This is a genomic window from Nocardia sp. NPDC049737 (assembly GCF_040674755.1).
Lineage (GTDB): Bacteria > Actinomycetota > Actinomycetes > Mycobacteriales > Mycobacteriaceae > Nocardia.
The window spans coordinates 16380-40375 of sequence record NZ_JBFANH010000018.1; the positions used below are offsets into that span (position 1 = coordinate 16380).

Annotated in this window: 26 protein-coding genes; 14 read left to right on the forward strand and 12 right to left on the reverse strand. The window is 65.2% G+C overall.

The window, feature by feature from the left end:
• The first annotated feature begins 223 nt into the window (after positions 1-223).
• Positions 224-739, forward strand: a complete 516-nt coding sequence (locus AB0J47_RS23530; RefSeq protein WP_364349651.1) for a hypothetical protein — start codon at positions 224-226, stop codon at positions 737-739.
• 55 nt (positions 740-794) lie between these two features.
• Positions 795-1823, forward strand: coding sequence for an AraC family transcriptional regulator (locus AB0J47_RS23535; RefSeq protein WP_364349654.1), 1029 nt, complete (start codon positions 795-797; stop codon positions 1821-1823).
• Between the two features lie 12 nt (positions 1824-1835).
• Here the strand turns inward: AB0J47_RS23535 and AB0J47_RS23540 are convergent, their stop codons facing one another.
• The 4 genes from AB0J47_RS23540 to AB0J47_RS23555 form a co-directional block, all read right to left on the reverse strand.
• Positions 1836-1997 carry a hypothetical protein gene (locus AB0J47_RS23540; protein ID WP_364349657.1) on the reverse strand — a complete coding sequence of 54 codons (162 nt, stop codon included), beginning with the start codon at positions 1995-1997 and terminating at the stop codon, positions 1836-1838.
• Complete coding sequence (locus tag AB0J47_RS23545; protein WP_364349660.1) at positions 1990-2841, reverse strand: alpha/beta hydrolase; 852 nt, start codon at positions 2839-2841, stop codon at positions 1990-1992. Before AB0J47_RS23545 ends, AB0J47_RS23540 begins: the two co-directional genes overlap by 8 nt.
• 32 nt (positions 2842-2873) lie before the next feature.
• Positions 2874-3686, reverse strand: a complete 813-nt coding sequence (locus AB0J47_RS23550) for an oxidoreductase (protein WP_364349663.1) — start codon at positions 3684-3686, stop codon at positions 2874-2876.
• An 80-nt stretch (positions 3687-3766) separates the two neighbouring features.
• Positions 3767-4480, reverse strand: coding sequence for an SDR family oxidoreductase (locus AB0J47_RS23555; protein WP_364349666.1), 714 nt, complete (start codon positions 4478-4480; stop codon positions 3767-3769).
• A gap of 88 nt (positions 4481-4568) precedes the next feature.
• Between AB0J47_RS23555 and AB0J47_RS23560 the strand changes: the two genes are divergently transcribed.
• The 10 genes from AB0J47_RS23560 to AB0J47_RS23605 all read left to right on the forward strand — a co-directional run bounded on the left by AB0J47_RS23560 (position 4569) and on the right by AB0J47_RS23605 (position 14329).
• Positions 4569-5210 (forward strand): TetR/AcrR family transcriptional regulator, encoded by a 642-nt coding sequence (locus tag AB0J47_RS23560; protein WP_364349669.1) that lies wholly within the window; start codon positions 4569-4571, stop codon positions 5208-5210.
• 509 nt (positions 5211-5719) lie between these two features.
• Positions 5720-6577 (forward strand): ABC transporter permease, encoded by an 858-nt coding sequence (locus AB0J47_RS23565; RefSeq protein WP_364349672.1) that lies wholly within the window; start codon positions 5720-5722, stop codon positions 6575-6577.
• Positions 6577-7440, forward strand: coding sequence for an ABC transporter permease (locus AB0J47_RS23570; protein ID WP_364349675.1), 864 nt, complete (start codon positions 6577-6579; stop codon positions 7438-7440). Before AB0J47_RS23565 ends, AB0J47_RS23570 begins: the two co-directional genes overlap by 1 nt.
• 4 nt (positions 7441-7444) lie before the next feature.
• The gene (locus AB0J47_RS23575; RefSeq protein WP_364349678.1) at positions 7445-8500 is read left to right on the forward strand and encodes a hypothetical protein; all 1056 of its coding nucleotides are present in this window, start codon (positions 7445-7447) and stop codon (positions 8498-8500) included.
• 47 nt (positions 8501-8547) lie between these two features.
• The gene (locus AB0J47_RS23580; RefSeq protein ID WP_364350138.1) at positions 8548-9504 is read left to right on the forward strand and encodes an MlaD family protein; all 957 of its coding nucleotides are present in this window, start codon (positions 8548-8550) and stop codon (positions 9502-9504) included.
• Entirely contained in the window at positions 9492-10526 is a 1035-nt protein-coding gene (locus AB0J47_RS23585; RefSeq protein WP_364349681.1) for an MlaD family protein, read from the forward strand. The genes AB0J47_RS23580 and AB0J47_RS23585 overlap by 13 nt, the downstream gene beginning before the upstream one ends.
• Entirely contained in the window at positions 10520-11629 is a 1110-nt protein-coding gene (locus AB0J47_RS23590) for an MlaD family protein (RefSeq protein WP_364349684.1), read from the forward strand. The genes AB0J47_RS23585 and AB0J47_RS23590 overlap by 7 nt, the downstream gene beginning before the upstream one ends.
• Positions 11626-12723 (forward strand): MlaD family protein, encoded by a 1098-nt coding sequence (locus tag AB0J47_RS23595; protein WP_364349687.1) that lies wholly within the window; start codon positions 11626-11628, stop codon positions 12721-12723. Before AB0J47_RS23590 ends, AB0J47_RS23595 begins: the two co-directional genes overlap by 4 nt.
• Entirely contained in the window at positions 12720-13676 is a 957-nt protein-coding gene (locus tag AB0J47_RS23600; protein ID WP_364349690.1) for an MlaD family protein, read from the forward strand. The genes AB0J47_RS23595 and AB0J47_RS23600 overlap by 4 nt, the downstream gene beginning before the upstream one ends.
• 47 nt (positions 13677-13723) lie before the next feature.
• On the forward strand, positions 13724-14329 hold the full coding sequence (locus AB0J47_RS23605) for a hypothetical protein (protein WP_364349693.1): 606 nt from the start codon (positions 13724-13726) through the stop codon (positions 14327-14329).
• Between the two features lie 358 nt (positions 14330-14687).
• Here the strand turns inward: AB0J47_RS23605 and AB0J47_RS23610 are convergent, their stop codons facing one another.
• From AB0J47_RS23610 to AB0J47_RS23620, 3 genes are all read right to left on the reverse strand, one after another.
• Positions 14688-14840: a DUF1059 domain-containing protein gene (locus tag AB0J47_RS23610; protein ID WP_364350141.1), complete on the reverse strand. Its 153-nt coding sequence runs from the start codon at positions 14838-14840 to the stop codon at positions 14688-14690.
• A 53-nt stretch (positions 14841-14893) separates the two neighbouring features.
• Positions 14894-15160, reverse strand: a complete 267-nt coding sequence (locus AB0J47_RS23615; protein WP_364349696.1) for a hypothetical protein — start codon at positions 15158-15160, stop codon at positions 14894-14896.
• A gap of 83 nt (positions 15161-15243) precedes the next feature.
• Positions 15244-16344 (reverse strand): diacylglycerol kinase, encoded by a 1101-nt coding sequence (locus AB0J47_RS23620; RefSeq protein ID WP_364349699.1) that lies wholly within the window; start codon positions 16342-16344, stop codon positions 15244-15246.
• Between the two features lie 117 nt (positions 16345-16461).
• Here AB0J47_RS23620 and AB0J47_RS23625 point away from each other — a divergent pair, with 117 nt between their 5' ends.
• Positions 16462-17202 carry a glucose 1-dehydrogenase gene (locus tag AB0J47_RS23625; protein ID WP_364349702.1) on the forward strand — a complete coding sequence of 247 codons (741 nt, stop codon included), beginning with the start codon at positions 16462-16464 and terminating at the stop codon, positions 17200-17202.
• Positions 17203-17485: 283 nt separating this feature from the next.
• Positions 17486-18163, forward strand: coding sequence for a class I SAM-dependent methyltransferase (locus tag AB0J47_RS23630; RefSeq protein WP_364349705.1), 678 nt, complete (start codon positions 17486-17488; stop codon positions 18161-18163).
• A 48-nt stretch (positions 18164-18211) separates the two neighbouring features.
• Here AB0J47_RS23630 and AB0J47_RS23635 read toward each other — a convergent pair whose 3' ends face one another.
• Genes AB0J47_RS23635 through AB0J47_RS23655 form a run of 5 tightly spaced genes read right to left on the reverse strand, consistent with a single transcriptional unit; the run spans position 18212 to position 23939 of the window.
• A complete protein-coding gene (locus AB0J47_RS23635) occupies positions 18212-19237 on the reverse strand; it encodes a prenyltransferase (protein ID WP_364349708.1) in 1026 nt (341 codons plus the stop codon).
• Entirely contained in the window at positions 19224-19955 is a 732-nt protein-coding gene (locus AB0J47_RS23640; protein WP_364349711.1) for a methyltransferase domain-containing protein, read from the reverse strand. Before AB0J47_RS23640 ends, AB0J47_RS23635 begins: the two co-directional genes overlap by 14 nt.
• A gap of 40 nt (positions 19956-19995) precedes the next feature.
• Entirely contained in the window at positions 19996-21252 is a 1257-nt protein-coding gene (locus tag AB0J47_RS23645) for a glycosyltransferase family 4 protein (RefSeq protein WP_364349714.1), read from the reverse strand.
• A 43-nt stretch (positions 21253-21295) separates the two neighbouring features.
• A complete protein-coding gene (locus AB0J47_RS23650; RefSeq protein WP_364349717.1) occupies positions 21296-22537 on the reverse strand; it encodes a cytochrome P450 in 1242 nt (413 codons plus the stop codon).
• 49 nt (positions 22538-22586) lie between these two features.
• Positions 22587-23939: a cytochrome P450 gene (locus AB0J47_RS23655; protein ID WP_364349720.1), complete on the reverse strand. Its 1353-nt coding sequence runs from the start codon at positions 23937-23939 to the stop codon at positions 22587-22589.
• Between the last annotated feature and the right edge of the window lie 57 nt (positions 23940-23996).

Here is a 23996-nt window from a genome sequence, read left to right on the forward strand (position 1 = left end):
CGCCGCGGACGGTATGTAGCGGAAGTGTGCGACTTTCGGATCAGTTATGGCGCTTTGCTGGACACGGCCGCTCGGCAAAGCTGGAAACGTACCCGGCGTGGCAGCCGCTGAGGTCGGTACCCGTCTCCGCAGGCGCGTACAGCGGTAGCGCCAGAACCGTTACACGGCAATCCAATCCACCGTGTCTGGTCGCCACGCCGGGTGCACCAACCAGGAGGCGCCCATGCAACGACCCACCTCGCCTTCCCGAGACCGGTGGCTGAAGCTGGTCGATGTCCAAGAGCTGGCGCATACTCGGGTATCCCACCAGAGTTCGCAGGCCCACGGTCTGCCGGGCGTGCGAGAAATCTTGGCCGCGGTACTCGGCGCACAGTCCACAGCGGCTGCGCGGGAACAACATACGATCGCGCGATGGGCGGGCGAGCTCGCCCACATTTGTTTACAAGGCCACAACCAGCACTCTGGCGATACGCGGGTGCGGGCGGTGCGGATCATCCGGATCATCGACTTCTGGATCGAAGTCTATGTCCGACAGGACGGTGACGTTCAGGTCGAACCGGGCGAGACCATCGGAACGGTAATCAGTCGGATAGCGGAAGTCGGCGCAGAGCTGTACAGCGTCAAGGATTCGCGGATTCCCGTGAACCCGGCGGGGGTCGCCATTCTACAGCGCAAACTCGATCGGCTTGCCGAGCAATACACCGATCGCGCCACCGCGCTCGCCGCCGCTGGGCGCTAGCGGCCAACGCTCGGGTTCCATCCGCACATCGGTACGAAGGCGCGAGGTTCACAGCATGGTGCCACGACCCCACGCGCTCAATGACGCGATCATTCCACCCACTGTGTTGTCCGGAGTGGTGGAGATAGGACATAACCTCGGCATATCGGTCGAGTCGTGGTTCTGGGGAACCGGATTGGATTCGGAGCGACTATTCGAGTCCGACATCGTCAAGGTCTCCTACGATCAAGCGGCCCCCGTGTTGCGACGCGCCCTGCGCGCGCTTCCTCCCGGTCCCTGGGGTATGCGACTCGGCCAGCGCGACGTCCTGGTCTCGATGGGGATGCTGGGAATCGCGCTGAGCGCGTGCGCGTCGCTCGCCGACGCCCTCGTACTAGGTGCCGAATTGCACGTGGCCTCCGGCAGTCTGGTCGACATCGAGTTCGAGACCGTCGACGGCGAGGTAGTGCTGATTCTGCGTCAGCGTGAAACCGATCCGGAGCTGACGATGTTCCTTTTCGAAGAGGCGTTGTGCACCGCATTGACATTCGTGCGAACAATGCTCGGCGCCAACCGATCACCGCTCTCGGTCGAGTTGTCCTATCCGGCACCGGCGTACGCCCGCGAGTACACCCAGTTCTTCCGCTGTCCGATCGAGTTCGATGCCGAAGCCACCCGCGTGTGCTTCCCGACTTCCCTGCTGGCTTCCCGACTTCCACACCACCACGAACCGACCCGCAGCGTGGCCGCGGCCGCCTGCCGCCAACTGATCAGCCTGCACACCTTCGAGAGCGACATCATCACCGCGGTCGAAACCCTGCTCGAGGGCCAGGCCCGCACCCCCTTGACAGTGACCGCCGTGGCCCGCCACCTGAACCTCACCGAACGCACGCTACGCCGCCAATTGACCACTGCCGGTGTAAGTTTCAGCACCGTGCGTGACCGGGTCCGCGAACGATGGGCGACCGTCCTGCTGCAGGAGTCTGCCCTGACCATCGGCGCCATTGCCCGTGAGGTCGGATTCAGCAATGGTCGTGAATTCCGACGGGCCTACATCCGCTGGACCGGACGCTCACCGACTGCGGCACGGTACGAACGGAACTGAGCCGCGAGGCGCCTACTGGCTTGCCATGCCGAGGTATTCACCCAGGTTCTTCTCGACCTCGTCGAGTCCGATCTGGCCGATGAGCGTGCCGAACTGGGGCAGCCGTGCCTGGAATCCCGGCAGTGGATGGATTCGTGCGGGGCGATCTGGTTCCGAGCGGTGTTCTTCAGTCATCGAGGAAGTTGGCTACCTGGATAGCGAAGGCTTCGGCGTGCTGGAACAGGAAGGCATGACCGGCGTCGCTGTATCCGAGCAGAGTGGCGTTGCGGGTGTGTTCGGCGGCGGTGTAGGACACCACGGCCGGCGTCATGATGTCGCGTAGGCCGGTGGCGTACAGGACTGGCTGGTCGAGGCGTTGCAGGTCGGTCACCACCTGCTCGAGCGGGATCGACATGTTTTTTCCGATCGCGGTGATCTGGCCCTTGCCCGCTGCCTCGGACACAGCGGGCCCGCCGGTGGTCAACCGGGTGGCGACCCTGGCGAGGTATTCGTGTCCGGCGGCGCGGCCCGTGTCGGTCTCGGGGAAGAACAGGTACACCAAGTCGTCGCCGGTGACCTCCGGTTTGGTCATGGTGGCCAGCACATTCTGGTTCGGAGCAGGTGCGCCGGGCACCTGACCGCCGGGATTGCTTGCCGCCAGCACCAGCTTGCGGACCAGGTCGGGCCGCCACAGCGCCACCCGCTGGGCGACGGTGCCGCCGAGGGTCCAGCCGAGCAGATCGACCTGGGTCAGCCCGAGTGCTTCGATGAATTCGATTGCACCGTCGGCGAATCCGTCGACAGAGTCGCGGGGTTCACCGGTGGTGTAGCCGACGCCGATGTCGTCGAACACGATCACGTCGTGGTCGGCGGCCAGGAGGTCCAGTAGCTGCGGGTCCCACCAGTCGATGGTTGCGCGGACGCGGTTCAGCAGGATCAGCGGGGTGCCACCGCGTGGGCCGATCCGCCGATAAGTGAACCGCGCGGACGCAGCGTCTACGGTCCGATTCTCGGCGGTGTCTGACAGATAGGTGCTCATGGCGAGCGTCGCTTTCTGTTGTGGTGGGGGAGTCAGGCGGGGAGCCGGTTGAGCTTGCGGAGCTGTTGGTCGAACATGCGGGCGGGCACGAGGCGGCGCATCGTGCTGACCCGAGCGGTCTGGCCGACGGGGTAGCGCAGCTTCGGCTTCGTGTCGGTGGCCGCGGCGACGATCGCCTTGGCGACAAGGGCGGGATCGTCGCCCGCCTTGACCGCCTCGGCCATGTATTCCTCGAAGACCAGTCGGTGCGTGGCATAGACGTCCAAGGGCTGGTCGGGTAGCACGCTGTTGGCGTCGAAAGCGGTGCTGGTCCAAGCGGGTTCGATGAGCAGGGCCCGGACGCCGTATTCGCGAATCTCGTGGTCGAGTGATTCGGTGTAGCCCTCGATCGCGTGCTTGGAGGCGGCGTAGACGGCCATATAGGGCTGCGGCATGAACCCGACGATGGAGGAGATGTTGACGATGCGTCCGCTGCCTTGGGCGCGCAGGTGCGGCAGGACCGCGTTGGTCATGCGGATGACGCCGAAGACGTTGATATCGAAGACATTTCGGGCCAGTTCCACCGAGCTTTCCTCGGCTGCGCCGGCCGAGCCGATGCCCGCATTGTTGACCAGGATGTCGATCCGGCCGAACTGCGCGATCACCTTCGCGACGAGAGTGGCGACCGATTCGTCACTGGTGACGTCGAGGTCGAGGAAGGTCACCCCATCGGGCGGGGTCAACGCGCTGGTGTTGCGGCCGGTTCCGATTACCTGGAATCCCGCCTCGACCAGGGCAAGGGCGGCCGATTTTCCGATACCGGAGGATGCGCCGGTGACCAGGGCTACAGGGCGTGATGTGATCATTGTGAGCTCCTAATAGTGGTGGTTTCGGTGTGCTGTAACGAGATTCGTGTGCCACCGGAGATGGCGGGCATCCGAGCCGACTAGCTGGTCGCGATGACTTGGGGGTAGAGGATCGCCGGGTCTGCGGCGAGCCCGGCCTTGACCTGTCGTGTCAGGTCGTCGGCGATGACTTCGAGGGCGTCGGTTTCGATGCCGTCGAGGGCTTGGGTCGCGACGCTGTACGGGGAGGTCTTGGGGGCGTCGACCCCCGCGCTCAGATCGGTGTCGACGTAGCCGACATGCAGTCCGGTGACGCCGATACCGCGCGGCCGCAGGGCGAGGCGCAGCGCGTTGGTCTGCGACCACAGTGCCGCCTTGGCCGCGCCGTAAGCATCGGTGCCCGGGACTGCGATCCAGGACAACGCCGAGTGAATGGTCAGGATGTGGCCGCCGCCGTTGCTTTCCAGAATCGGGGCCAGGGCGCGGGTGACGTGCAGCGCTCCGAAGAAGTTGATGTCGAACTCGCGGCGGATATCGGTGATCGGTGAGTCGAGGAATGACGTGCCGAGCGCGGTCCCGGCATTGTTGATCAGGATCGTCACGTCGGATGCGTGCTCGGCCAGCGCCGCGGCGGCATCCGGATCGGTGAGTTCCAACGCGAGAGGGATCGCATCCGGATGGGTGATGGTCCGCGGGTCGCGGGCGGTGGCGTAGACCTTGGCGGCGCCGCGTGCGTAGAGCTGTTCCACCAGTGCCTTGCCGATGCCGCGGCTGCCGCCGGTGACGAGTGCTACCGAATCTTTGATGCTGGTCATGGACTGAACTCCCTTTGGAAACCGATCTGTTTCCTCAAGATAAACAGATCGGTTTCCAAAATGCAAGAGGAAGGCTAATCTGAGTTTTATGACCGACCCGATACCGCCGGTAGCCTCCGGTTCCACCTCCACCCGCGACCGGTTGCTCGACGCCGCCGGACAGCTGTTCTACGAACAGGGCGTCCACATCGGTGTCGACGCGCTGTGCAAAGCGGCCGGAGTGTCCAAGCGCTCGATGTACCAGCTGTTCAACAGCAAAGACGAGCTGGTGGCCGCGAGCCTGGAACGGATCGCGCCTGATTATCGGGCCGCCCTGCTGCCGACCGACGATGTCGGGTCGCCGCGCGAGCGGATCCTGCACGTTTTCGAACGGTTGGAATACCTGGAACCGGCGCAAGATTTTCGCGGCTGCCCCTATGTCGCGGCGGCGGTCCAACTCAAGTCACCCGAGCATCCGGCCAGTCTGGTCGCTCGCCGACACAAGGATGGTCTGACCTCGTTCTTCCAATACGAGGCCGAGCGCGGCGGCGCACCCGACCCCGTCCTGCTCGGCCGGCAACTGACCCTCGTTTTCGACGGGGCCAGCGCCCGATCGGTTGTCCAAGCCCACGACCTCGACGGTCTCGCCGTAGCCACCGCCACCACACTCCTCGACGCTGCCGGTGTTGGTAATTCCCTGCCGTCCAACGGTTTCGTCCAGAATGCGACAGGCTCCAACGCGGGCGCGTAGGACTGACACCCGCACCGGCGACCTCGGTGCTGCTTGGGTCAGCCTGGTGTTGGTAGTCGCGCAGGCGCTCGGCATCGCTGGCGGACATGCAACGCGCGCGCCATTATCTGCGACGGCCTGGCTGGAGTGACCGACGCTGACCAATTGTCCTGTGTCACCGTCATTCTCACACCTTCCGCTCCTCAGTGCAGCGTCCGCGCACGCCGACGCGATCGCGGTGCGGTCTCATGAGCATTCGCTGCGGCGAAACGACCAGCAACTGGGATCGGGCACGGGAGCTGTAGGTCATCCAGGGCCGCTCTCACCTCGGGCGCTGTGGCGCCGCGCACCGCGACAAGTGAACGAGCACTATTCCGGAATAGTGTCTGGAATGTGGTCCATTTCATATGGTAGCGTCACCGCGCAGAGATTGAGTTGGTTCGCGCGGCCGCGTGGGACTAGGGGGTACCGGTGCCCGACGTCCAGTTCACACCCTCGCGGGGGATTGCTCGGCCGGACAAGGAGGTTCGATGTCGGCGGCAGATCTGTCCTTTCGAGCGGATGTCGATGAGATGACGGCGGCGGGAGTTCTCCGTCGGAATTTCGCCGATACCGTCCTGTCGAGCCTGGCCACGCTCGGTCGCGCATTGCGCATCGGCGTCGGTGCGGTCCGCATCGGAGTGGCGGACGCGGTGCGCCTGCGCTTCCAGGTGCACGAAACCCTCACGCAGGCATGGTTTTTGATCAGGGTCACCGCGTTGCCGAGCGTGCTGATGGCGATTCCGTTCGGGGTCATCGTTTCCGCGCAGGTCGGCAATATCGTGTCTCAGCTCGGCGCCGACTCGATGATCGGAGCGGCCGGTGGACTCGGGGTGATCAAGCAGGGGGCTCCGATGGCCACCGCGATGCTGCTCGGTGGTGCGGGCGCTGCCGCCATCGCGGCCGACCTCGGGGCGCGGACCATTCGCGAGGAGGTCGACGCCATGCGTGTCATGGGGGTGGATCCGATACAGCGCTTGGTTGTTCCCCGCATCGTGGCGATGATGCTGGTCGCTCCGCTGCTCAATATCCTGATCATCTTCATCGGAATCGCGTCGGGCTTTGTTGTCGCGGTATCCGCGCTCGGCGTCACGCCGGGCAGCTACTGGCAGTCGTTCGGTTCCTTCACAACGCCCCTCGATATCTGGGTTTCGCTGGTCAAGGCGTTGATCTTCGGTTTCCTGGTGGTGGTCATCGCGTGCCAGCGGGGTCTGGAGGCCAAGGGGGGACCGCGTGGTGTCGCGGACGGCGTCAACGCCGCGGTGGTGATGTCCGTTGCGGCGGTCGCCGTGCTCAACGCCGCGATCACTCAGGTGGTCACCATGTTCTTCCCGGTAAGGATGGCGTGATGACGCCGACCCCGTACTTCCCCGCCGGGCTGCGGTGGGTGGGCTGGTTGCAGCGCCGGGTTGATCCGCTGCGCCCGGTCGAGTCGATCGGGTTCGTGATCGGATTCGGCTGGCAGGTGCTGTCGTCGCTGCCCTACACGCTGGTGCACTACCGGCGCCAGACGGTTGCGGTCATCACGGATATGACATGGGGGCGCGGCTCGGTCATCATCGGTGGCGGGGTGGTCCCCCTCATGCTGTTGCTGGGCGCCGCGATGGGCGCGTCCATCGGTATCGAGGCATTCAGCGCCCTGAATCTGTTGTCGCTCGGTCAGCTCAGTGGTCTCATCTCGGCATTCGGCGTCACGCGTGAACTGGCACCGATTGCCGCGGGCGTCGGGTTCGCGGCGCAAGCCGGATGCCGGATGACAGCGGAAATCGGGTCCATGCGGATCTCCGAGGAGATCGACGCACTCGAGTCGCTCGGCATCCGATCGGTGCCGTTCGTGGTGACGACCCGGGTCATCGCCGGAATCGTCGCTGTCGCACCGGCATTCGTCGTCGCGCTGATACTCAGCTATTTCTCGTGCGAATTGATCGTGACCACCATCCACGGCACGCCGTCGGGAACCTACAACCATTATTTCGATCAGTTCGTGGTGGGCTGGGACGTGATCGCCGCGACCATCAAGGTGATGGTGTTCGCGGTCGCCGTCGTGCTGATCCATTGCTACCAGGGGTTTTTCGCCACAGGTGGGCCCGAGGGGGTCGGCATCGGCTCGGGGCGCGCCATCCGGGCCAGCCTGGTGTCGATCATCGCCCTCGACATGGTCGCCACCATCGTGCTGTGGGGATTCCAGTCTCCCATCTCCTTCACCGGGTGAGGTTATGCCTGCTTATGCTCTGCCCGGAACGGAAGTCGGGCCCCGCCGCGCCCGCATACTCGGTGCCTGCGCCATTCTGCTGACAGTCCTGACCGCCATCGGCTGGCGGGTGTGGCCGGACGTCGAGCCCGCGGACGAGATTCACGTCGCGCTGCTGGTCGGCCGGGTAGGCGAGGGCGTCGGGCCGGGGACGGATGTGCGACTCGACGGCGTGCGCGTCGGAGCGGTCGCCACTATCGACTCCGCCGCGCCCGGTCGACAGCGAATCGAACTGAGCCTGAACGGATCCCAGCTCTTCGGCCTCACCGATGCGGTAACCGTCGACTATGCGCCGGGAAATCTGTTCGGAATCAGTGCCATCGAACTGCACGCCAACCAGGGTGGCGCGGCGCTGGCCAACAGATCGACGGTCGATCTGACCCGCGACACCGATCGGGTCCGGGATGCCACGCTCGCGGCCCTGCTGAAGTCGACGGGCAGGCTCACCGGCGACGTGCTCACGCCTGAACTCGTCGAGTTGCTGAGCAAGGTGTCACGGGACCTCAATGCGTTCACTCCGCTGTTGCAGGCCATCGGCGTGACCGCACGTTCGTTCGCCGAGACCCAGCAGCTGCCGCCGTCTCTGCTGTTCGATCGGTTCGGTTCGGCGCTGGTCGGACTCCCGCCGATGTTGACGGGTGGATTGGCCGTGCTGGAGGCGACCTACACAAACAAGTATCTGGAGTCTCCGGAGCGCCTCGCGCGATTCAGCGAGATGTTCACCAGGGTCCGGACGGACCTGCTGCCGACCGCGACGACCTTGCTCGGTACCTCGCGACAGTACTTTTCCGGGCTGTTGCCCATCGGCACAACGATTCTCGACCAACTGTCCGCGTCGGTGAGCACACCGGACCGGTCCGCGCAGCAGTTGAGCGAACTGCTCGCGCGTGTCGGCGCGGCATTTCACGACACACCTGAGGGGCCGGTGCTCGACGCCGCGGTCGAATTGGATGTGGTGCCCGGCCTGGCCGCACCGCTGTCGGCCATGCTGGCGCAGCGTCCCGCCACGGGGGAGCGCTGATGACCACGCGTTCCCTGCTGCTGCGCGTCGCCGTCGCGATACTCCTGATGGGTGTGGTGCTGGCGGGTGTGTTCCGCTTGGTCGAGCGCCCCGTAAGCGGCGAAACCGATACCCACACAGCGATGTTCACAGACGCGAACGGATTGCGCCTCGGTGATGACGTGCGCCTGTACGGGGTACAGGTCGGCAAGGTGCGAGACGTCAGTCTGGACGGCACGTTCGCGCGGGTACGCTTCACCGTCACCCGCGACCATCCGCTGTTCGCCAACAGCAAGGTCGCGATCCGATACCAGAACCTCACCGGGTTCCGGTATCTCGAGATCCAGCAGCCCGACCAGCCGGGCGCGCGGCGCGACTCGAAAACGGTCTTCGGCACGTCCGAGACGGTGCCGCCTTTCGACATCACGACCTTGTTCAAGGGCCTGCAACCGGTCCTGGCGCAGCTGTCGCCTGATGATCTCAATCAGTTCGCCACCAGCATGCTGGCGGTCATCCAGGGCGACGGCACCGGGCTGGGGCCGGCGCTGGGCGCCATCGAGAAATTGAGCCGTTACGCCTCCGATCGCCAGGCGGTGCTGTCGACGCTGGTGGGCAATCTCTCCCAGATCTCCGATCACCTCGGCGGCAAGTCCGGCAACGCCATGAAGCTGCTGACGAATCTGACCGATCTGTTCATCACCATCAGCGATCAGTTGCCCGGACTCGTCAGCTTCTCGATCGAGATTCCGCCTGTGCTGCAACCACTTCGGAGCATGCTGACCGTGCTGGGCGTCACCGGTGACCGGGACCGGGATCTGGACGCCGTGCTGAAGCAGGCGTTTCCCGACCCGCAGGAGGCCGTGAACGTCTTCGACCGCCTGCCCGGCCTGATCCAGGAGATGACGGCAGCCGTTCCGCAAACCGGGCCGGGGGCCGAACTCACCTGCTCGCACGGCGCCGCAGCCGCACCCGAGCCCCTTCGAATGCTGATCGCCGGACAGAGGATCGTCCTATGTCACAAGTGACACTCCGGCGGCGATTCGCCGATCGCCGCAGAGAACGCGCCGCGGAACGCTTGCCTGCCAACGATCTTCGGTGGGGGCTCGCAGGGATAGGCGCCGCGGTGTTGCTGATCATCGCCATCGGGACGGTCTACGTGACCGGAACTTCCCCGGAACGAACGTATTCGGCGGACCTGGCGCAGGCCGGAGCCGTCCGGTCCGGTGATGACGTCCGCATCGCCGGGATTCCGGTCGGAAAAGTGAAATCGCTGACCCTGCTGTCGAATCGGGTCCGGATGGAATTCACCGTCGCGAAACAGGCATTCATCGGAGATCAGACCACCCTCGACATCCGCATGCTGACCGTGGTGGGTGGCAACTACGTGGCAGTCGAGTCCGCGGGAACGAAACCGCTAGGGGCTGGGGTGATACCGCAGGAGCGAGTCATGCTCCCGTACAACCTTACTCAGGCGTTCCAGGATGCCGTTCAACCGGTCCAGGAGATCGACGGAGACATGTTGCGGAAGGATCTGGCCGCAGTTGCGCAATCGGTTGGCAACAGCCCGGCTTCCCTTCGCGTAGCCGTACAGGCGGCCGGTGACCTGGTCGGAATGCTGGACAAGCAGAACGCGGACATCTCCCGCACCTTGTCCATCGCCGACGAGTATCTGACGGCACTGAACGAGAACTCCGATGTGCTGGCGAAACTGCTGACGACGCTGGGCACCCTCGAAACGATTGTCCAGAACAATAAGGTGCAGGTCGCCCAGGCCCTGAACGATCTAGCGGCGGTCCTACACGATCTGACACCGCTGGGACGTGCGTGGGATGAGTCGTTGAAACAGCGAGCCCAGCCGCTCGCTGATGCGATCCCGAAGCTGCAAGAGCTCGGCGGCCGCCTCGGCGCGCTCGTCGATTCTCTGCGCGGCTTGGAACAGCGCCTGCTTCCGCTCATGTCGGCCGGTGGCGGGGTGACCGTCGACCAGGCCGCCGTCACGATCCCGCTGCCGGCGGTATGCGTGCCCGTTCCCGGAGGGGGATGCTGAAAGTGAAGCGAATTCTCGGATCCAGAGGGCTGATGTCGGCCGCCGTGGTCATCACGCTCGTACTGGCCGCCGCGATCGGGCTGAAGCTGAGCAAGCCGAGCCCGCAGATGCGCGGATATTGCGCCGAAATGCCCGACAGTATCGGGCTGTACAAGGGCAGCGCGGTCACGATCATGGGTGTGCCGGTCGGCCGGGTCACCGAGATCCAGCCGGATGGCACCTCGGCCCGTGTGCAATTCACGGTCCGGGCCGACCGCAAGCTTCCGCCGGACGTGGGCGCCGTAACCGTGAGCGATACTTTGGTCGCCGATCGGAAACTGGCTCTCATCGGCGCCGAACCGGCCGGCCCGGGCTGGGAAGCCGACCGATGCATCACCAAAACCCTGACGCCCAAGAGTCTTTCGCAGACTTTCGAGGCGCTGACCGGCCTCGTCGATCGGCTGAACGGCTCCGGAGATCCCGCGCAGCGCACCGCGCTCGCTGACGGGTTGGATGCGCTCGACGACGCTACGGCCGGATCCGGTGACCAGATCAACGGCATCCTCCTGCAGCTGTCCAAGGCGCTCACCGCGCCCGACGCCGCCATCGGCCATATCGGGAAGCTGCTGGACGCACTCGCCGAACTCGCGCATCGGGCCCGCGGGGGATGGCCGCAGGTGCAGACGACCGTGACCGGGCTACCCCAAACCTTCGGAGACATCGTCACCATCGCGTTTCCGCCCATCATCGAACTCGTCGCCGCGCTGGCCGAGCTGCTGCCGCAGGGCAACGACGCCATCATGATGTTCGGGTCACCCGCTTTGCGGGCGCTCGATGCGATCCCCGATCTATCTCACATGATCGCGTCCGGGGTCGGGTCGCTCTCAGAGGTCATTCGGATGGCACCGGCCGTGGCAACCGGATTCGCGACCGCGATCGATCCGGTCTCGGGCAAGCTGACGATAGGTTACCTGCCGCCGAAACTCGCACTCGCCCAACAAGATACCGAACGGATCTGCGCAGCCGTGCAAACCATCACCGGGCAGCAGTGCCAGAGGTCCGACGGCGGTGCGGTGACGGTGCCTGCCCTGTCCGTGCTCCTGGCGGCGGCGAGCGCGCGATGAGAACAGGCCATCGGACACGCCGCATCGGCATGCACGCAATCGCCTGCGTCGCTATGGTTTTCACCGCCACCGGATGCGACTTGCAGCCGGCCGATCTGCCCGTGCCCGGGGCCGGCGTAGGCGGGCCCACCTACCCTCTGCGGATCGAGTTCGGCAATGTGCTCAATCTTCCGCAGGGCGCCAAGGTCATCGCCGACGGTGTCCGGGTGGGGCAGCTGACCCGGGTCACTCTCGTCGACCCGGTCGCCGCCGCCCCCGGTGGAGTCGCGCGCCGGGGATACGCGATCGCCGACATCGTTATTCGGAAGTCGGTGCGACTGCCGGTGGGCACCACGGCGGAACTGCGTCAGGAGACTCCGCTGGGAGATGTGCACATCGCTCTCACCGAACCGGCGAAAGCCGGCTCGGGCGAGTTGGAACCGGGCGCGACGATCCCGCTTTCGGATACCGCACAATCACCGTCGATCGAAGACATCCTGGCCGGACTGTCCACGTTCGTCGGCAGCGGAGCGGTTTCGGATTTCCAGAGCATCGTCCGCAAGATGAACGCGGTGATGCCCAGGGATCCGACCGACACGGCTCGGATCGCCGGCGTACTGGGTTCGGATCTGTCCGATCTGGGCGAACATCTGAACTCGGTCGACGCCCTGCTCGACGGCCTGCAGGCCACGGTGGACGACGGTCTGCAGAAGAACGCGCCGATCTTCGATGACCTGCTCACCCCCTACGGAGTCCAACACACTACCGACGCGGTGAACGCCCAGATCGGTGTCATCTTCGTGCTGACGTCGCTCGGCCCGCTCGCCCCCGCTGCCAAATGGCTCGCTCCCTTGTTGCAATCGCTCGACGGCACCACGCGGGCAGTGGTGCCCATGCTCTTCGGTAGCCACCCGCTCGATACCGGCTCGCCGTCGAACATGAAGCAGCTCGTCGATCTCATTCAAAACAAGATCATTCCATTTGTCGAACGAGGTCCGAAGGTCAACATGGTCGATGTCACGCTCACCCCCTCGGCGGGAGCCGCCACGATGTCTCCCGATGAACAGACCAGCCGCATCGTCGACGCCCTCCGGATGATCGGCGCGGTCAGATGAATCTTCGTGCGACGGTGTCGCTCTCGGCGATCGCCGCGGTACTGGTCCTCGGCGTCGGCTACATGACGGTCGGCGTTCTGCATCTGGACCCCAGGCGGACCTACATCACCGCCGACATGCGAATGGACAACTCGGGTGGGCTCGGTCCGAACGCTCCGGTTCTCTTGGCGGGTATTCAAGTCGGCCGCACTGAGTCGGTGAGCAAACAGGCCACCGGCGTACTCGTGCGGTTGCGAATCGACAACCGCTACCGCATCCCCGTTTCCAGCGACGTCCGCATCGAGCAGTTGTCTGCGCTCGGCGAGCCGTACATCGAGTTCGCGCCGCAGACCGGCTTGGGACCGTATCTCGAGAACGGGCAGGTCATCGCGGCGGATCGAGTCAGGACGCCGACGACGATCACGGCACTGTCCGCCAGGGTGGTCGAACTGCTGAAGCAGATTCATCCCGAGTCCGTCGCGCGCTTGGTCGATACCTTCAACCGTGCACTGGCGGGAACGGATACCGCGATGCAGACATTGCAACGGTCGACCGATCTGCTCGCGGCTGCCCTCCTGAGTCGCAAGGCATCCATCCGCCAGCTGTTCGCCGACGTGCAGGCATTGGGCGGCAACATGGACTGGCTCGGGCCCTCACTCGCCGACGCCGGTCCGAAATTCGGCGCGTTCGGCGTGACGCTGAACCAGATTGTGGAGTCGGGAGCCGCGCTTTCCGAAAGCCGGCCGGTGGCCGACTATTTCACAGGCGACGGCCTCGTCCCGTTTCTCGGCAACCTGACGGCACTGGTGAATAAGATCGGTCCCGGTATCGCCCCGCTGGGACCGGCCTTGGAACCGGTTGTGAAGGATGCGGTGCGCCGAGCGCCCGCCATCGATATCAGTGCGTTGATCGACCAAGCGCTACACGGCGTAGGAGACGACGGCGCAGTGCATTTCCGAGTCGGCGTCAGGTAGCCGGAGTGACTGCCGGACATCGCCGAATCGGCGGAAGGACACTGAACATGAGCACAATCACCGACGAAGACGCCGCCCGAACCGAACCCACAAGCGAATCAAAGGTTTCCGGTGAGCGGGGTAAGCAGCCGCGCACCGTATCGATTCGACTGTCGACGGTACTGGTCACAGCTGCGATCTGCGTTCTAACTACCGCCGCAGTGACATTCGCGGCGCTCTACTGGTCGGCCAGATCCACCATTGCGGACCGCGATGCGAAAGCCGCCGATGACCGGCATGCCGAACAGGTCGCGATGGATTACTCGCTGGGCGCGTCGACGATCGACTATCACGACGTCAAGGGCTGGCTGGGCCGTCTCCAGGCCGGTACGACCCCTCAGCTCTCGGCCAAGTTCGACGCCACGGCCCCGCAGCTCGAGCAGATCCTGCTGCCACTGCAGTGGACATCGAAAGCGTCACCGCTGTCCGCGGGCGTGACTTCCGAGTCCGGCGGGATATACAAGGTCAACGCCTACCTCAATGTGACCTCCAGCAGTGCGCAGACGCCGGACGGGGCCCAGACCACCGTCACGTATTCGCTGACCATCGACCGCAATTCAGGTTGGAAGGTCACCGACGTCGGGGGGCTGCAGAACGCGTTGCCGTCGAAATAGCGGTCGGCGCCGGGTGATTCGTAATGCTGCGCACTCGCAGCCCGGCGCTGCATGTTCGAGTATTTCGGCGGAGGCGAACCACTGCTGGGCGCAGCCACGAGCCAGCTAGGCGACCGCTCGAACATGATGCGGCGATAGCGCCTGCAGTGCCTGTTCGAGTCCGCTCCTGTCGAAGGCGGAAGATTCAGCCAGCGCGGCAGGTTCCCGATTTGGTTCGCTGCGGCTCACCGCGGGATCGCTGGACCACATCAGCAGCATGGACGACGGGCAGGGGTTCGGTGCGGTGACGCGCCACCTGGAACCTCGTACGGTCCCGGTGCCGATGGTGTCCTGTGGTGTGCGCCGTGATCGGTTCGAATCAGTATGCGATGAAGAGGATTTCGTCGCGGGTGTACTCGTGCTCGGGGTGTTTCTCGGCCAGGTGGGCTTGTGTCTTCTCGACAAGGTCGTCCTCGTCCGTGCCGCGGACGTACTCACCGCACGGGCAGCTGAGGCGGGTCTTCTTCATCATCATCCCCTTGTTCGACGTGCTCGGGGTTGTCGTGCAGGTCGACGCCTGGCAGGTCAGCGACGGTCGAGTATGCGCTGCACGAGTTGTTCGGGTGAGCGGTCGCCGCAGGAATCGGCGGCATATCCGGTTGCGGCGTCGAACAGGGCGGCGGTGTAGATCGCCTCCAGGTTCTGGATGATCGCGGGGTCGGCACGCGGCCCCAGCGCGGCCCGGATTCTGCGCTGTATCTCACCCGAATCGCGTAGTCGGTCGAGTATCTCGGCCCGATCTGTCTCGGAGTTGTCGAGCAGCTGACTGGTGGCAGACAATAGTTCGGACATGTGTCCGAATGATAGTCCGGCATGCTGTGCAGCGCAAGGTAATGCCTGGTCGGTTCGGTGATCGCCGGCTGTGGTCGGAGTCGTCATCGGTCGAGTTTCAGGTCGTGCCCCGGCGTCGTGAATACGCCGGGTGCGGTCACCAAGGGGAGGTCGAGCATCGTACGGATGCCGGGCGCGGCGGCGACCACGGCGGGAATGGCGTTCACGATGCGTCCCGCTGCCGCCACGATCGCGGCGTGGTTGTGATCGCCCTTGCGGCTGGTTGGGCAGATGTCCACGAAATAGGATGGCTCGCCGGTGATCTCGACACGATACGAGCCGCCCGCCTGTGCGGGTTGCGGCCAATCCGGGCACAAGTCCTCGCGCAGGCGCGTGATGTGCTCGATGACGATCGCCGGGCGATCGCCGACCATGCCGCGCAGTTCGAACCGCAGTGCGGCCAGACCGCCCTCGGGGATGTGTCCGGCGGCGATGTCGAACGCCTCCGCGGCCGGAATCCGTTCGTAGTGTTCGGTGATCGTGTCCACGGTGATGCCGAGCCCGGTGGCGAGCTGCCGTATCGCGGGCCCCCACGCGTAGCTCAGCACGCCGGGCCGCAACAGCATCGGGGTTTCGTCGAGAGGCTTTCCGAAGCCCATGACGTCGAACATGACCGTCACGCCGTCGTAGGTCGCGTAGTCGGCGATTTCCATGCAGCGGACCTGCTCAACGGTCTGGCAGGTACCCGTCAGTGCGAAGGGCAGTAGATCGTTGGCGAATCCGGGATCGACGCCGGTGATGAACAGACTCGAGTCACCTTGCCGTGCAGCCTCTTCAACCGGATCTATGTACTTCTGGGGCAACACTCGCCACGGATATTGCAACAATCCGGGGGCAGAGCCCACGACGTTCACCCCGGCCGTGAGGATCCGCCGGCAATCCTCGATCGCCTCCTGTAGACGGGTGTCTCCCATCGCACAGTAGACGACGCACTCCGGTTCGGTCGCGAGCAGTGCATCGATGTCGCCGACGGCCGCTATTCCGGTCGTGATGTCGAGACCGGCAAGCTCGCCGGCGTCTCGCCCGACCTTGCCGGGTGTCGACACACATACGCCGGTCAGCTCGTATCGGGGGCTCTCGATGAGGCCGGTAAGGGCAAGGCGGCCGACATTCCCGGTGCCGACGTGGGCGACGCGGATGGGCATGGATTCTCCTCGCGAATTGTGGCTCACGGCCGGTCAACTGGACCTGTTCCGGAGTCCGGTCATATTTCTGGACAGTAGTCTGGATTGAGTTCCAGTTGATATGTTAGCGTGGCCGCCATGGGACGTGTAGACGGCAAAGTTGCACTCATCAGTGGCGGCGCGCGCGGGATGGGCGCCGCACACGCGGAATTGCTGGTGGCCGAAGGGGCCAAGGTTGTCATCGGCGACATCCTGGACGAGGACGGTAAAGCGGTCGCCGAATCACTCGGCGACGCAGCGCGTTACGTCCATCTCGATGTCACCGAGCCGGTGCACTGGGAGTCGGCGGTGAACGAGGCGCTGCATACGTTCGGGAAGCTCGATGTCCTCGTGAACAATGCCGGCATCGTCAACGGCGGTCCGCTGGGGAAGTTCGATCTCGGTAAATGGCGTCAGATCATCGACGTGAACCTGACCGGCACCTTTCTCGGGATGCGAGCCGTCGTGGAACCGATGGTCGCCGCGGGCGGCGGGTCGATCATCAACGTCTCCTCGATCGAAGGATTACGGGGCGCGCCCTGGGCGCACGGCTATGTTGCCTCGAAGTGGGCTGTGCGCGGCTTGGCCAAGTCGGCGGCACTCGAGTTGGCGCCCCACAACATTCGTGTCAACTCGCTGCATCCGGGCCTGATCCGGACACCGATGACGGAGAACATTCCCGATGACCTGGTGACCATTCCGCTGGGCCGGCCCGCGCAGCCCTCGGAGGTCGCCACGTTCGTGCTCTTCCTGGCCAGTGACGAATCCTCGTATGCGACGGGCTCGGAGTTCGTCGTGGACGGCGGTCTCGTCGCAGCGGTGCCACACAAGACCTCTTGAGAGGGCCCGCGCGGCATACCTCCTGAGCTCCGGGCGTGGCGGCAGGTCCATCCTGTACCCGGCCCTGGCCGTATCCGCGCCCGGATAGCCGCCAGGCCCTCGTCGAGGCCCCCGCGCGCACCCGCAGAGCGCAGCGGTGAGTCGGCCCGGGCCCGAACCATGATCGAACCGCGTATGGAGGCATCGATGACTTTCGCCGAACCATGCGAACCCGCTTGCACCGAGAGTCCACACCTCGACGAGTGGATCGCCCGCGGATGGTGATCCGTAGAAAGGTTTTCGCATGACCGAGGCCGATATCGCCACCCGTGCCCGGGACCTGTTCGCTCTCGCCGAGCAGGTCCCCGGATTCATGCCTCCCGAGGAAGGCCGCGCGCTCTACGACGCGGCCCGCGCTTGCGCCGGTGACGGCACCATTCTCGAAATCGGCACCTACTGCGGCAAATCCGCCATCTATCTGGGTGCTGCCGCCTCGGAAACCGGAGCCACCGTCTTCACCGTCGACCACCACAGCGGGTCCGAAGAGCACCAGCCCGGCTGGGAGTACCACGACATCTCGCTGGTGGATCCGCAGACCGGCGTCTTCGACACTGTGACGGCCTTCCGGCGCAGCGTCGTGCGCGCCGGACTCGCCGAGACCGTCGTCGCCATCATCGGCTCCTCCTCGGTCGTCGCTCGCATCTGGTGCAGACCGCTGCACATGCTGTTCATCGACGGCGGCCACACCGAGGATGCCGCTCAGCGCGATTACGAGGGCTGGGCCCATTGGGTGGCGATCGGCGGCCTGCTGGCCATTCATGACGTCTTCCCGGACCCGGCCGACGGTGGCCGGGCCCCGTTCAATATCTATCGCCGTGCTCTGGATTCCGGTGAGTTCCAGGAAGTCTCGGTGACCGGTTCGCTGCGGATCCTGCGGCGCGTCGTCGTCCGTGACCAGGGCGTTGCGAACAACGGGCGCTGACCGGACCCACTTCTGTCGGCCATTCGCGCACTGCGCGGGTGGTCGGCGTCAGTGGGGGAGCGCGTCGCGGAAGATCCCGTTGGCGGCCGTGGTGCGCGACAGTGCGTCCGCGGCCAGGATGACCGCGGCGGCGGTCCAGGTGGTGCGCTCCTCGGGCCAGCGTTTGCCGTCGGTGAATACCATTCCGGTCCAATACGATCCGTCCGATTCACGCAGATGCTGCATCTCGGTGAAAAGCGTCGCGGCGGTGGTGGTGTCACCGTCGGCGTCGAGCGCCAATACCAGTTCGCAGGTTTCCGCGCCGGTGACCCACGGGGCATCGGACACACAGCGGATGCCCATGCCCGGAACAACGAATTCGTCCCAGTGGCGTCGGATGCGGTCGCGGGCCTGGCGGCCGCGGACCGCGCCGCCGAGGATCGGGTAGTACCAGTCCATGGAATAGCGGTTCTTATCCAGAAAAGCTTCCGGGTGGTCGCGCAAGGCGCTACCGAGGCGGCGGCGGGCCGCGGCCCAGTCCGGCCTGGGATCGCCGAGGCGCTCGGCCAGGGTCACCGCACAGCCGAGGCTGTGGAAGATGCTGGAGCAGCCGGTGAGCAGGGCCTCGCCCGAGCTGCCGGATTCGCTTGCGGACCAGTGGATCTCGCCGTGCTCACCCTGCTGCAGGCCCAGTACGAACTCGACCGAGGCGCGGACGGTGGGCCACATCTCGGCGGCGAATCCGGAATCACCGGTGACGGTGAGGAAATGCAGCACACCGGTGGCCAGGTAAGCGCAGAAGTTGGTGTCGGCGTCGTGGTTCTCGATGACGCCCTGCCGGAACTGCATGGGCCAGGAGCCGTCGTCGCGCTGAGTCTTGGCCGACCAGATGTAGGCGTCGCGAGCCTCATCCCACAGTCCGGCGACGGTGAGCGCCATGGCCGACTCGATGTGATCCCATGGGTCGGTGTGCCCACCGGTGAACCATGGCAGGGCGCCGTCGGGTTCCTGTGTGGCCGCGATGGATTCACCGCTGCGCCGGATGTCGGGGCCGGAGAGGACGCCGGGAACGGCGGGCAGCTCAGCGTGCGTCACTGTGCACCGCAGGTTTGGTGAAGTAGAGGGCGACGGATTTGCCGATGAGGGGGTTGAGCATGCGTTCGGCCGTGCGGGTGAGCGCGGGCGCGGACATCATGTCCCACACCAGCATCCGGTGATAGGCCGTCACCGCCGGATGCGCGTCGTCGGCGACCCCGACCGCGCACTTGAGCCACCAGAATGGGGAGTGCAGGGCGTGCGCGAACTCCCGGTGGATGTGGCGCACGCCCTGCGCGGTGATCTTGTCGCGCAGCTCGTCGGACCGGTAGATGCGGACGTGGCCGCCTTCGTTCGCGTGGTACTCGTCCGAAAGCGCCCAGCAGACGCGTTCGGGCAGCCAGCGGGGGACCGTGACGGCCAGTGCGCCACCTGGTTTGATGACACGCACCAGCTCGGCGATGGCCTGCTCGTCCTGCGGGATGTGCTCGAGGATTTCCGAGGCGATGACCACATCGAATTCGCCGTCACCGTAGGGCAGATCGAGCGCGTCGCCGCGCACGGTCTCGGCCTTCGCGTACTCCGGCACCTCGTCGGCCGCGGCCATGGCCTCGAACATAACGCCGACATCGGCGAGGTCGGTGGCGTTCTGGTCGAAGGCCACGATGTCCGCGCCGCGCCGGTACGCCTCGAATGAGTGCCGCCCGGCCCCGCAGCCGATATCGATCACCCGCACTCCCGGACCTATGCCCAGACGATCGAAATCGACGGTCAGCATGTGACCCTCCTGTCTGCCAGTGATGAGTGTCGAAGATGAATCAACGGTTCGCTCCGGCCGATTCGACTGGCGCGCGGCGGCCGTGCCGCTCGATCGCCTGCTCGTAGACCGTGACGGTCCGTGCGCCGACGGCGGCCCAGCTGAACACCTCCAGTGCGCGCCGCCGTCCCGCATTTCCCATGTGGTGCAGGCGATCCGGATCGCGCAGCAGCTGGCCCAGCGTGTGGGTCAGGTCCATCGCATCGCCGGGCTCGACCAGGTCCGCGCAGGTGCCGGTGACCTCGGGCAGCGCCCCGGCCCTGCTGGCGACCAGGGGCGTGCCACTGGCCATGGCCTCCACGGCCGGCAGCGAGAAACCCTCGTACAGGGACGGAATACAGGCGACCTGCGCCGAGGCGAGCAGCTCGGCGACTTGCTCGTCGCTCAATCCGCTGACAGCGGTGACGATGTCGGCCAGCCCCAGTTCGGCGATGAGCTTCTCGGTCGGCCCGTTGGGCTCCAACTTCGCCACCAGCCGTAGCTCGATGTCATGGGTATGACGCAGCCGGGCAACGGCTTCGAGCAGATGCGCGATGCCCTTGAGCGGCTTGTCCGCGCTGGCTACCGCGACGATGCGGCCCCGCACCCGAGGCGTCTCGCGCGGCCGGAACAGCTCGGTGTCCACGCCTAGCGGGACGGTGTGCAACTGCTGTGGCGACACCCCGAAGTCCTCTGCGATGTCGGTCGCCGACGACGAGGACACCGTGATCAGGTCCGGAATCTGCAGTGCTACCCGCTGCTGCATGCCGAGGAATCCGTACCAGCGCCGCACGAAGGGCTTGCGCCGCCATGGTGCGGCCGCCAGGTCCACCGCCCGGTCGCGGGTGATGGGATGGTGGATTGTCGCCACCACCGGTAGGTGCCGGGCGATGTCGAGCAGCCCGTAGCCGAGGCACTGGTTGTCGTGCACGACATCGAAATCCCGTGTGCGCGACCATAACAGCCGCTCGGCACGCAGACTGAACGTCCTGGGCTCGGGAAATCCGGCGGTCCACATGGTGGCGAGCTCGAGCAGGTCGATCCGGTCGCGGATCTCGCGCGGATGGGGTGTGCGGAAGGGCGCGTCGTCGCGGTACAGGTCCAGGCTGGGCACCTCGGTGAGCCGCACACGCGGATCGAGGTGTTCCGGATAGGGCTGGCCGGAGAAGACCTCGACCTCATGGCCGAGCTCTGCCAGTCCCTGACTCAAGTATCGGACGTAAACCCCTTGCCCACCACAGTGGGTCTTGCTGCGGTAGGACAGCAGGGCTACGCGCATATGCCCTCCGCCCTCAGCAGTTCGGCACAATTCGCGCTGATCATCAGTACCGCACTTGCCAATGCTTGATGCCGTTGATCCAGCCCGAACGCAGGCGCTCGGGCTCGGACACCTGCGACAGGTTCGGCATCGCGTCGGCGATGGCGTTGAACATCAGATCGATTTCCAGCCGGGCCAGGTTGGCGCCGACGCAGTAGTGTGCGCCCGTGCCGCCGAAGGCCAGATGCGGGTTGGGGTCGCGCAGGATGTCGAAGCTGAACGGGTTCTCGAAGGCGTCCTCGTCGAAATTGGCAGAGCCGTAGAACAATCCGACGCGTTGTCCCTGACGGATCAGCTGTCCGCCGAGTTCGGTGTCGACGGTGGCGGTGCGCTGGAATGCGGTCACGGGAGTCGCCCAGCGCACGATCTCGTCGGGCGCGGTGCGCGGACGCTGCTGTTTGTAGAGCTCCCACTGGTCCGGATTGTCGACGAACGCCTTCATGCCGTGGGTGATGGCGTTACGAGTGGTCTCGTTGCCCGCCACCGCCAGCAGGATGACGAAGAAGCCGAATTCGTCCGAGCCCAAGGCTTCCCCGTCGACGTCGGCCTGCACGAGCTGGCTGACGATATCGTGGAGCGGATCGTTGCGGCGCTGCTCGGCCATGTTCCAGGCATAGCCGAGGATTTCCACCGACGCGTTGGTGCCCGCCGTCGTGGTCGTGGCGTCGCCGTATTCCGGGTCGTCGTAATTGAGCATCTGGTTGGACCAGTCGAACAGTTTGCGGCGATCTTCCTGCGGTACGCCGAGGAGTTCCGCGATGGCCTGCAGGGGAAGTTCACACGCGACCTGTTCGACGAAGTCGCCGCCGCCCTCCTTCTCGGCCGCGTGCACGATAGCGGCCGCTCGTTCGGTCAGCGCGGCGCGCAACCCCTCGACGGCGCGCGGACTGAAGCCTCTGGAGATGATGCGTCGGATCTTGGAGTGCTTCGGCGGATCCATGTTCACCAGCAGTGCGCTGGTTAGTTCGATCTGCTCGATGGTGATCTGCCCGGGCAGCCGGATGATGGAGCCTTTCTGCTGCGAGGAGAACAGCTCCGGTTTGCGCGAGATCTCTTTGATGTCCTCGTGTTTGGTGACCACCCAGTAGCCGCCGTCGCGGAATCCTCCGGACTGCGCATCGGTCTGTGGGTTCCACCACACCGGCGCGGTGCGGCGCAACTCGGCGAATTCCTGGACGGGGTTGCGGGTTTCCCAGAGCGCTGGATCGGTGAAATCGAATCCGGGGGGAATGGACGGCGCTGACACAGCTTCCTCCTGAAAGGCCGACGTCTTTGTGGACCGAAATGTGCGGGACTCACCGCGGCCGGCGGCGGTAGCGGACACGGCACGGCTGCTGTAGCTGCACCACCATCTTGGAGTGATCATTGCGATAGGTGTTCGACGGCTGTGCCAGTTCGAACTCCCAGTCCCGCAACAGAATCGAGAAGATCGCCTTGAGCTGCATGAGCGCGAACGGCGCCCCGACGCAGCGATGACGGCCCGCGCCGAAGGGGATCCAGGTCCAGCGATTGACGGTGTCCTCTTGCCGAGGATCGAGGTAGCGGCTCGGATCGAAGGTGTCCGGATCCGGGAAGTCCTCCGGAATCCGGTTGGAGATCGCCGGAGTCGCGGCCACCATGTCGCCCGGCGCGATCCGGTTGCCACACACCTCGAATTCGTCGCGGGCGATGCGCATCAGGATAATCAGCGGCGGATGCAGCCGCAGCGCCTCCTTGAGCGCTGCCTCGAGATTCGGAATCTGGCGCAGCGCATTGTGGCTGACCTCCGAACCGTCCGAGTACAGCTCGTCGAGTTCGGTGACGACGCTCGCCAGTGTTTCCGGGTGGCGCAACAGCTCAATGATCGTCCAGGCCGCGGTGCCGGAGGTGGTGTGGTGGCCGGCGAACATCATGGAGATGAAGATGCCGGTGATTTCGCTGGCGGAGAACCGCGGCGACCCGTCCTCGTCCTTCACTGAGATCAGGACGTCGAGCATGTCGCGGTCGTCCTTGCCTGTCGGTGGGTTCGCCTCGCGCTGATCCATGATCGCCTGCACGAGTTCGACAAGCTTGACGCGGGCTTCGTCGCGGCGACGGAAGCTCTCGATCGGCGCGTAGGGATCGACGTAGGCCAGGGCATCGGTGCCCTGCTCGAGTTCGTGATAGAGATGCGCGAAGCGGGAGTCGAGCTGGTTGCGGAACTTCACACCGATCAGGCAGGACGAGGAGGTGTAGATGGTCAGCTCGGCGAAGAATTCGAGCAGATCGATCTCGCCCTCGTCGTCCCACTGAGCCAGCATCTGGTCCACTTCGCGCGCGATGGTGGCGGCGTGCCCGCGCATGTGGTCGGCACGCAGGGCCGAATTGTGCAGCATCTCTTTGCGGCGTTCGGGTGGAGCGTCGAAGACGACGCCCTCGCCGAAGATCGGCTTCATGAACGGGTACGCCGCGCCCTGATCGAGGTCCTCGTCGCTGGCGCGGAAGAAGAATTCGTTGGCCTCGGCGCCTGACAGCAGGATCACATCGCGCCCGGCGAGCACGAATGACCCGACATCTCCGCATTCGGCGCGAACTCGCCGCATCAGCGCGATCGGATCGGTGCGGAACTCCTCCAGGTGCCCGTGCTCGTCCTCGCCTCCGGACACTCGCTGCGGCTTGACCAGCGTCATTGGAAATCCTTCCCGGGATACCTGTCCAGACACATGATGGACATGTGTCCGGACAGT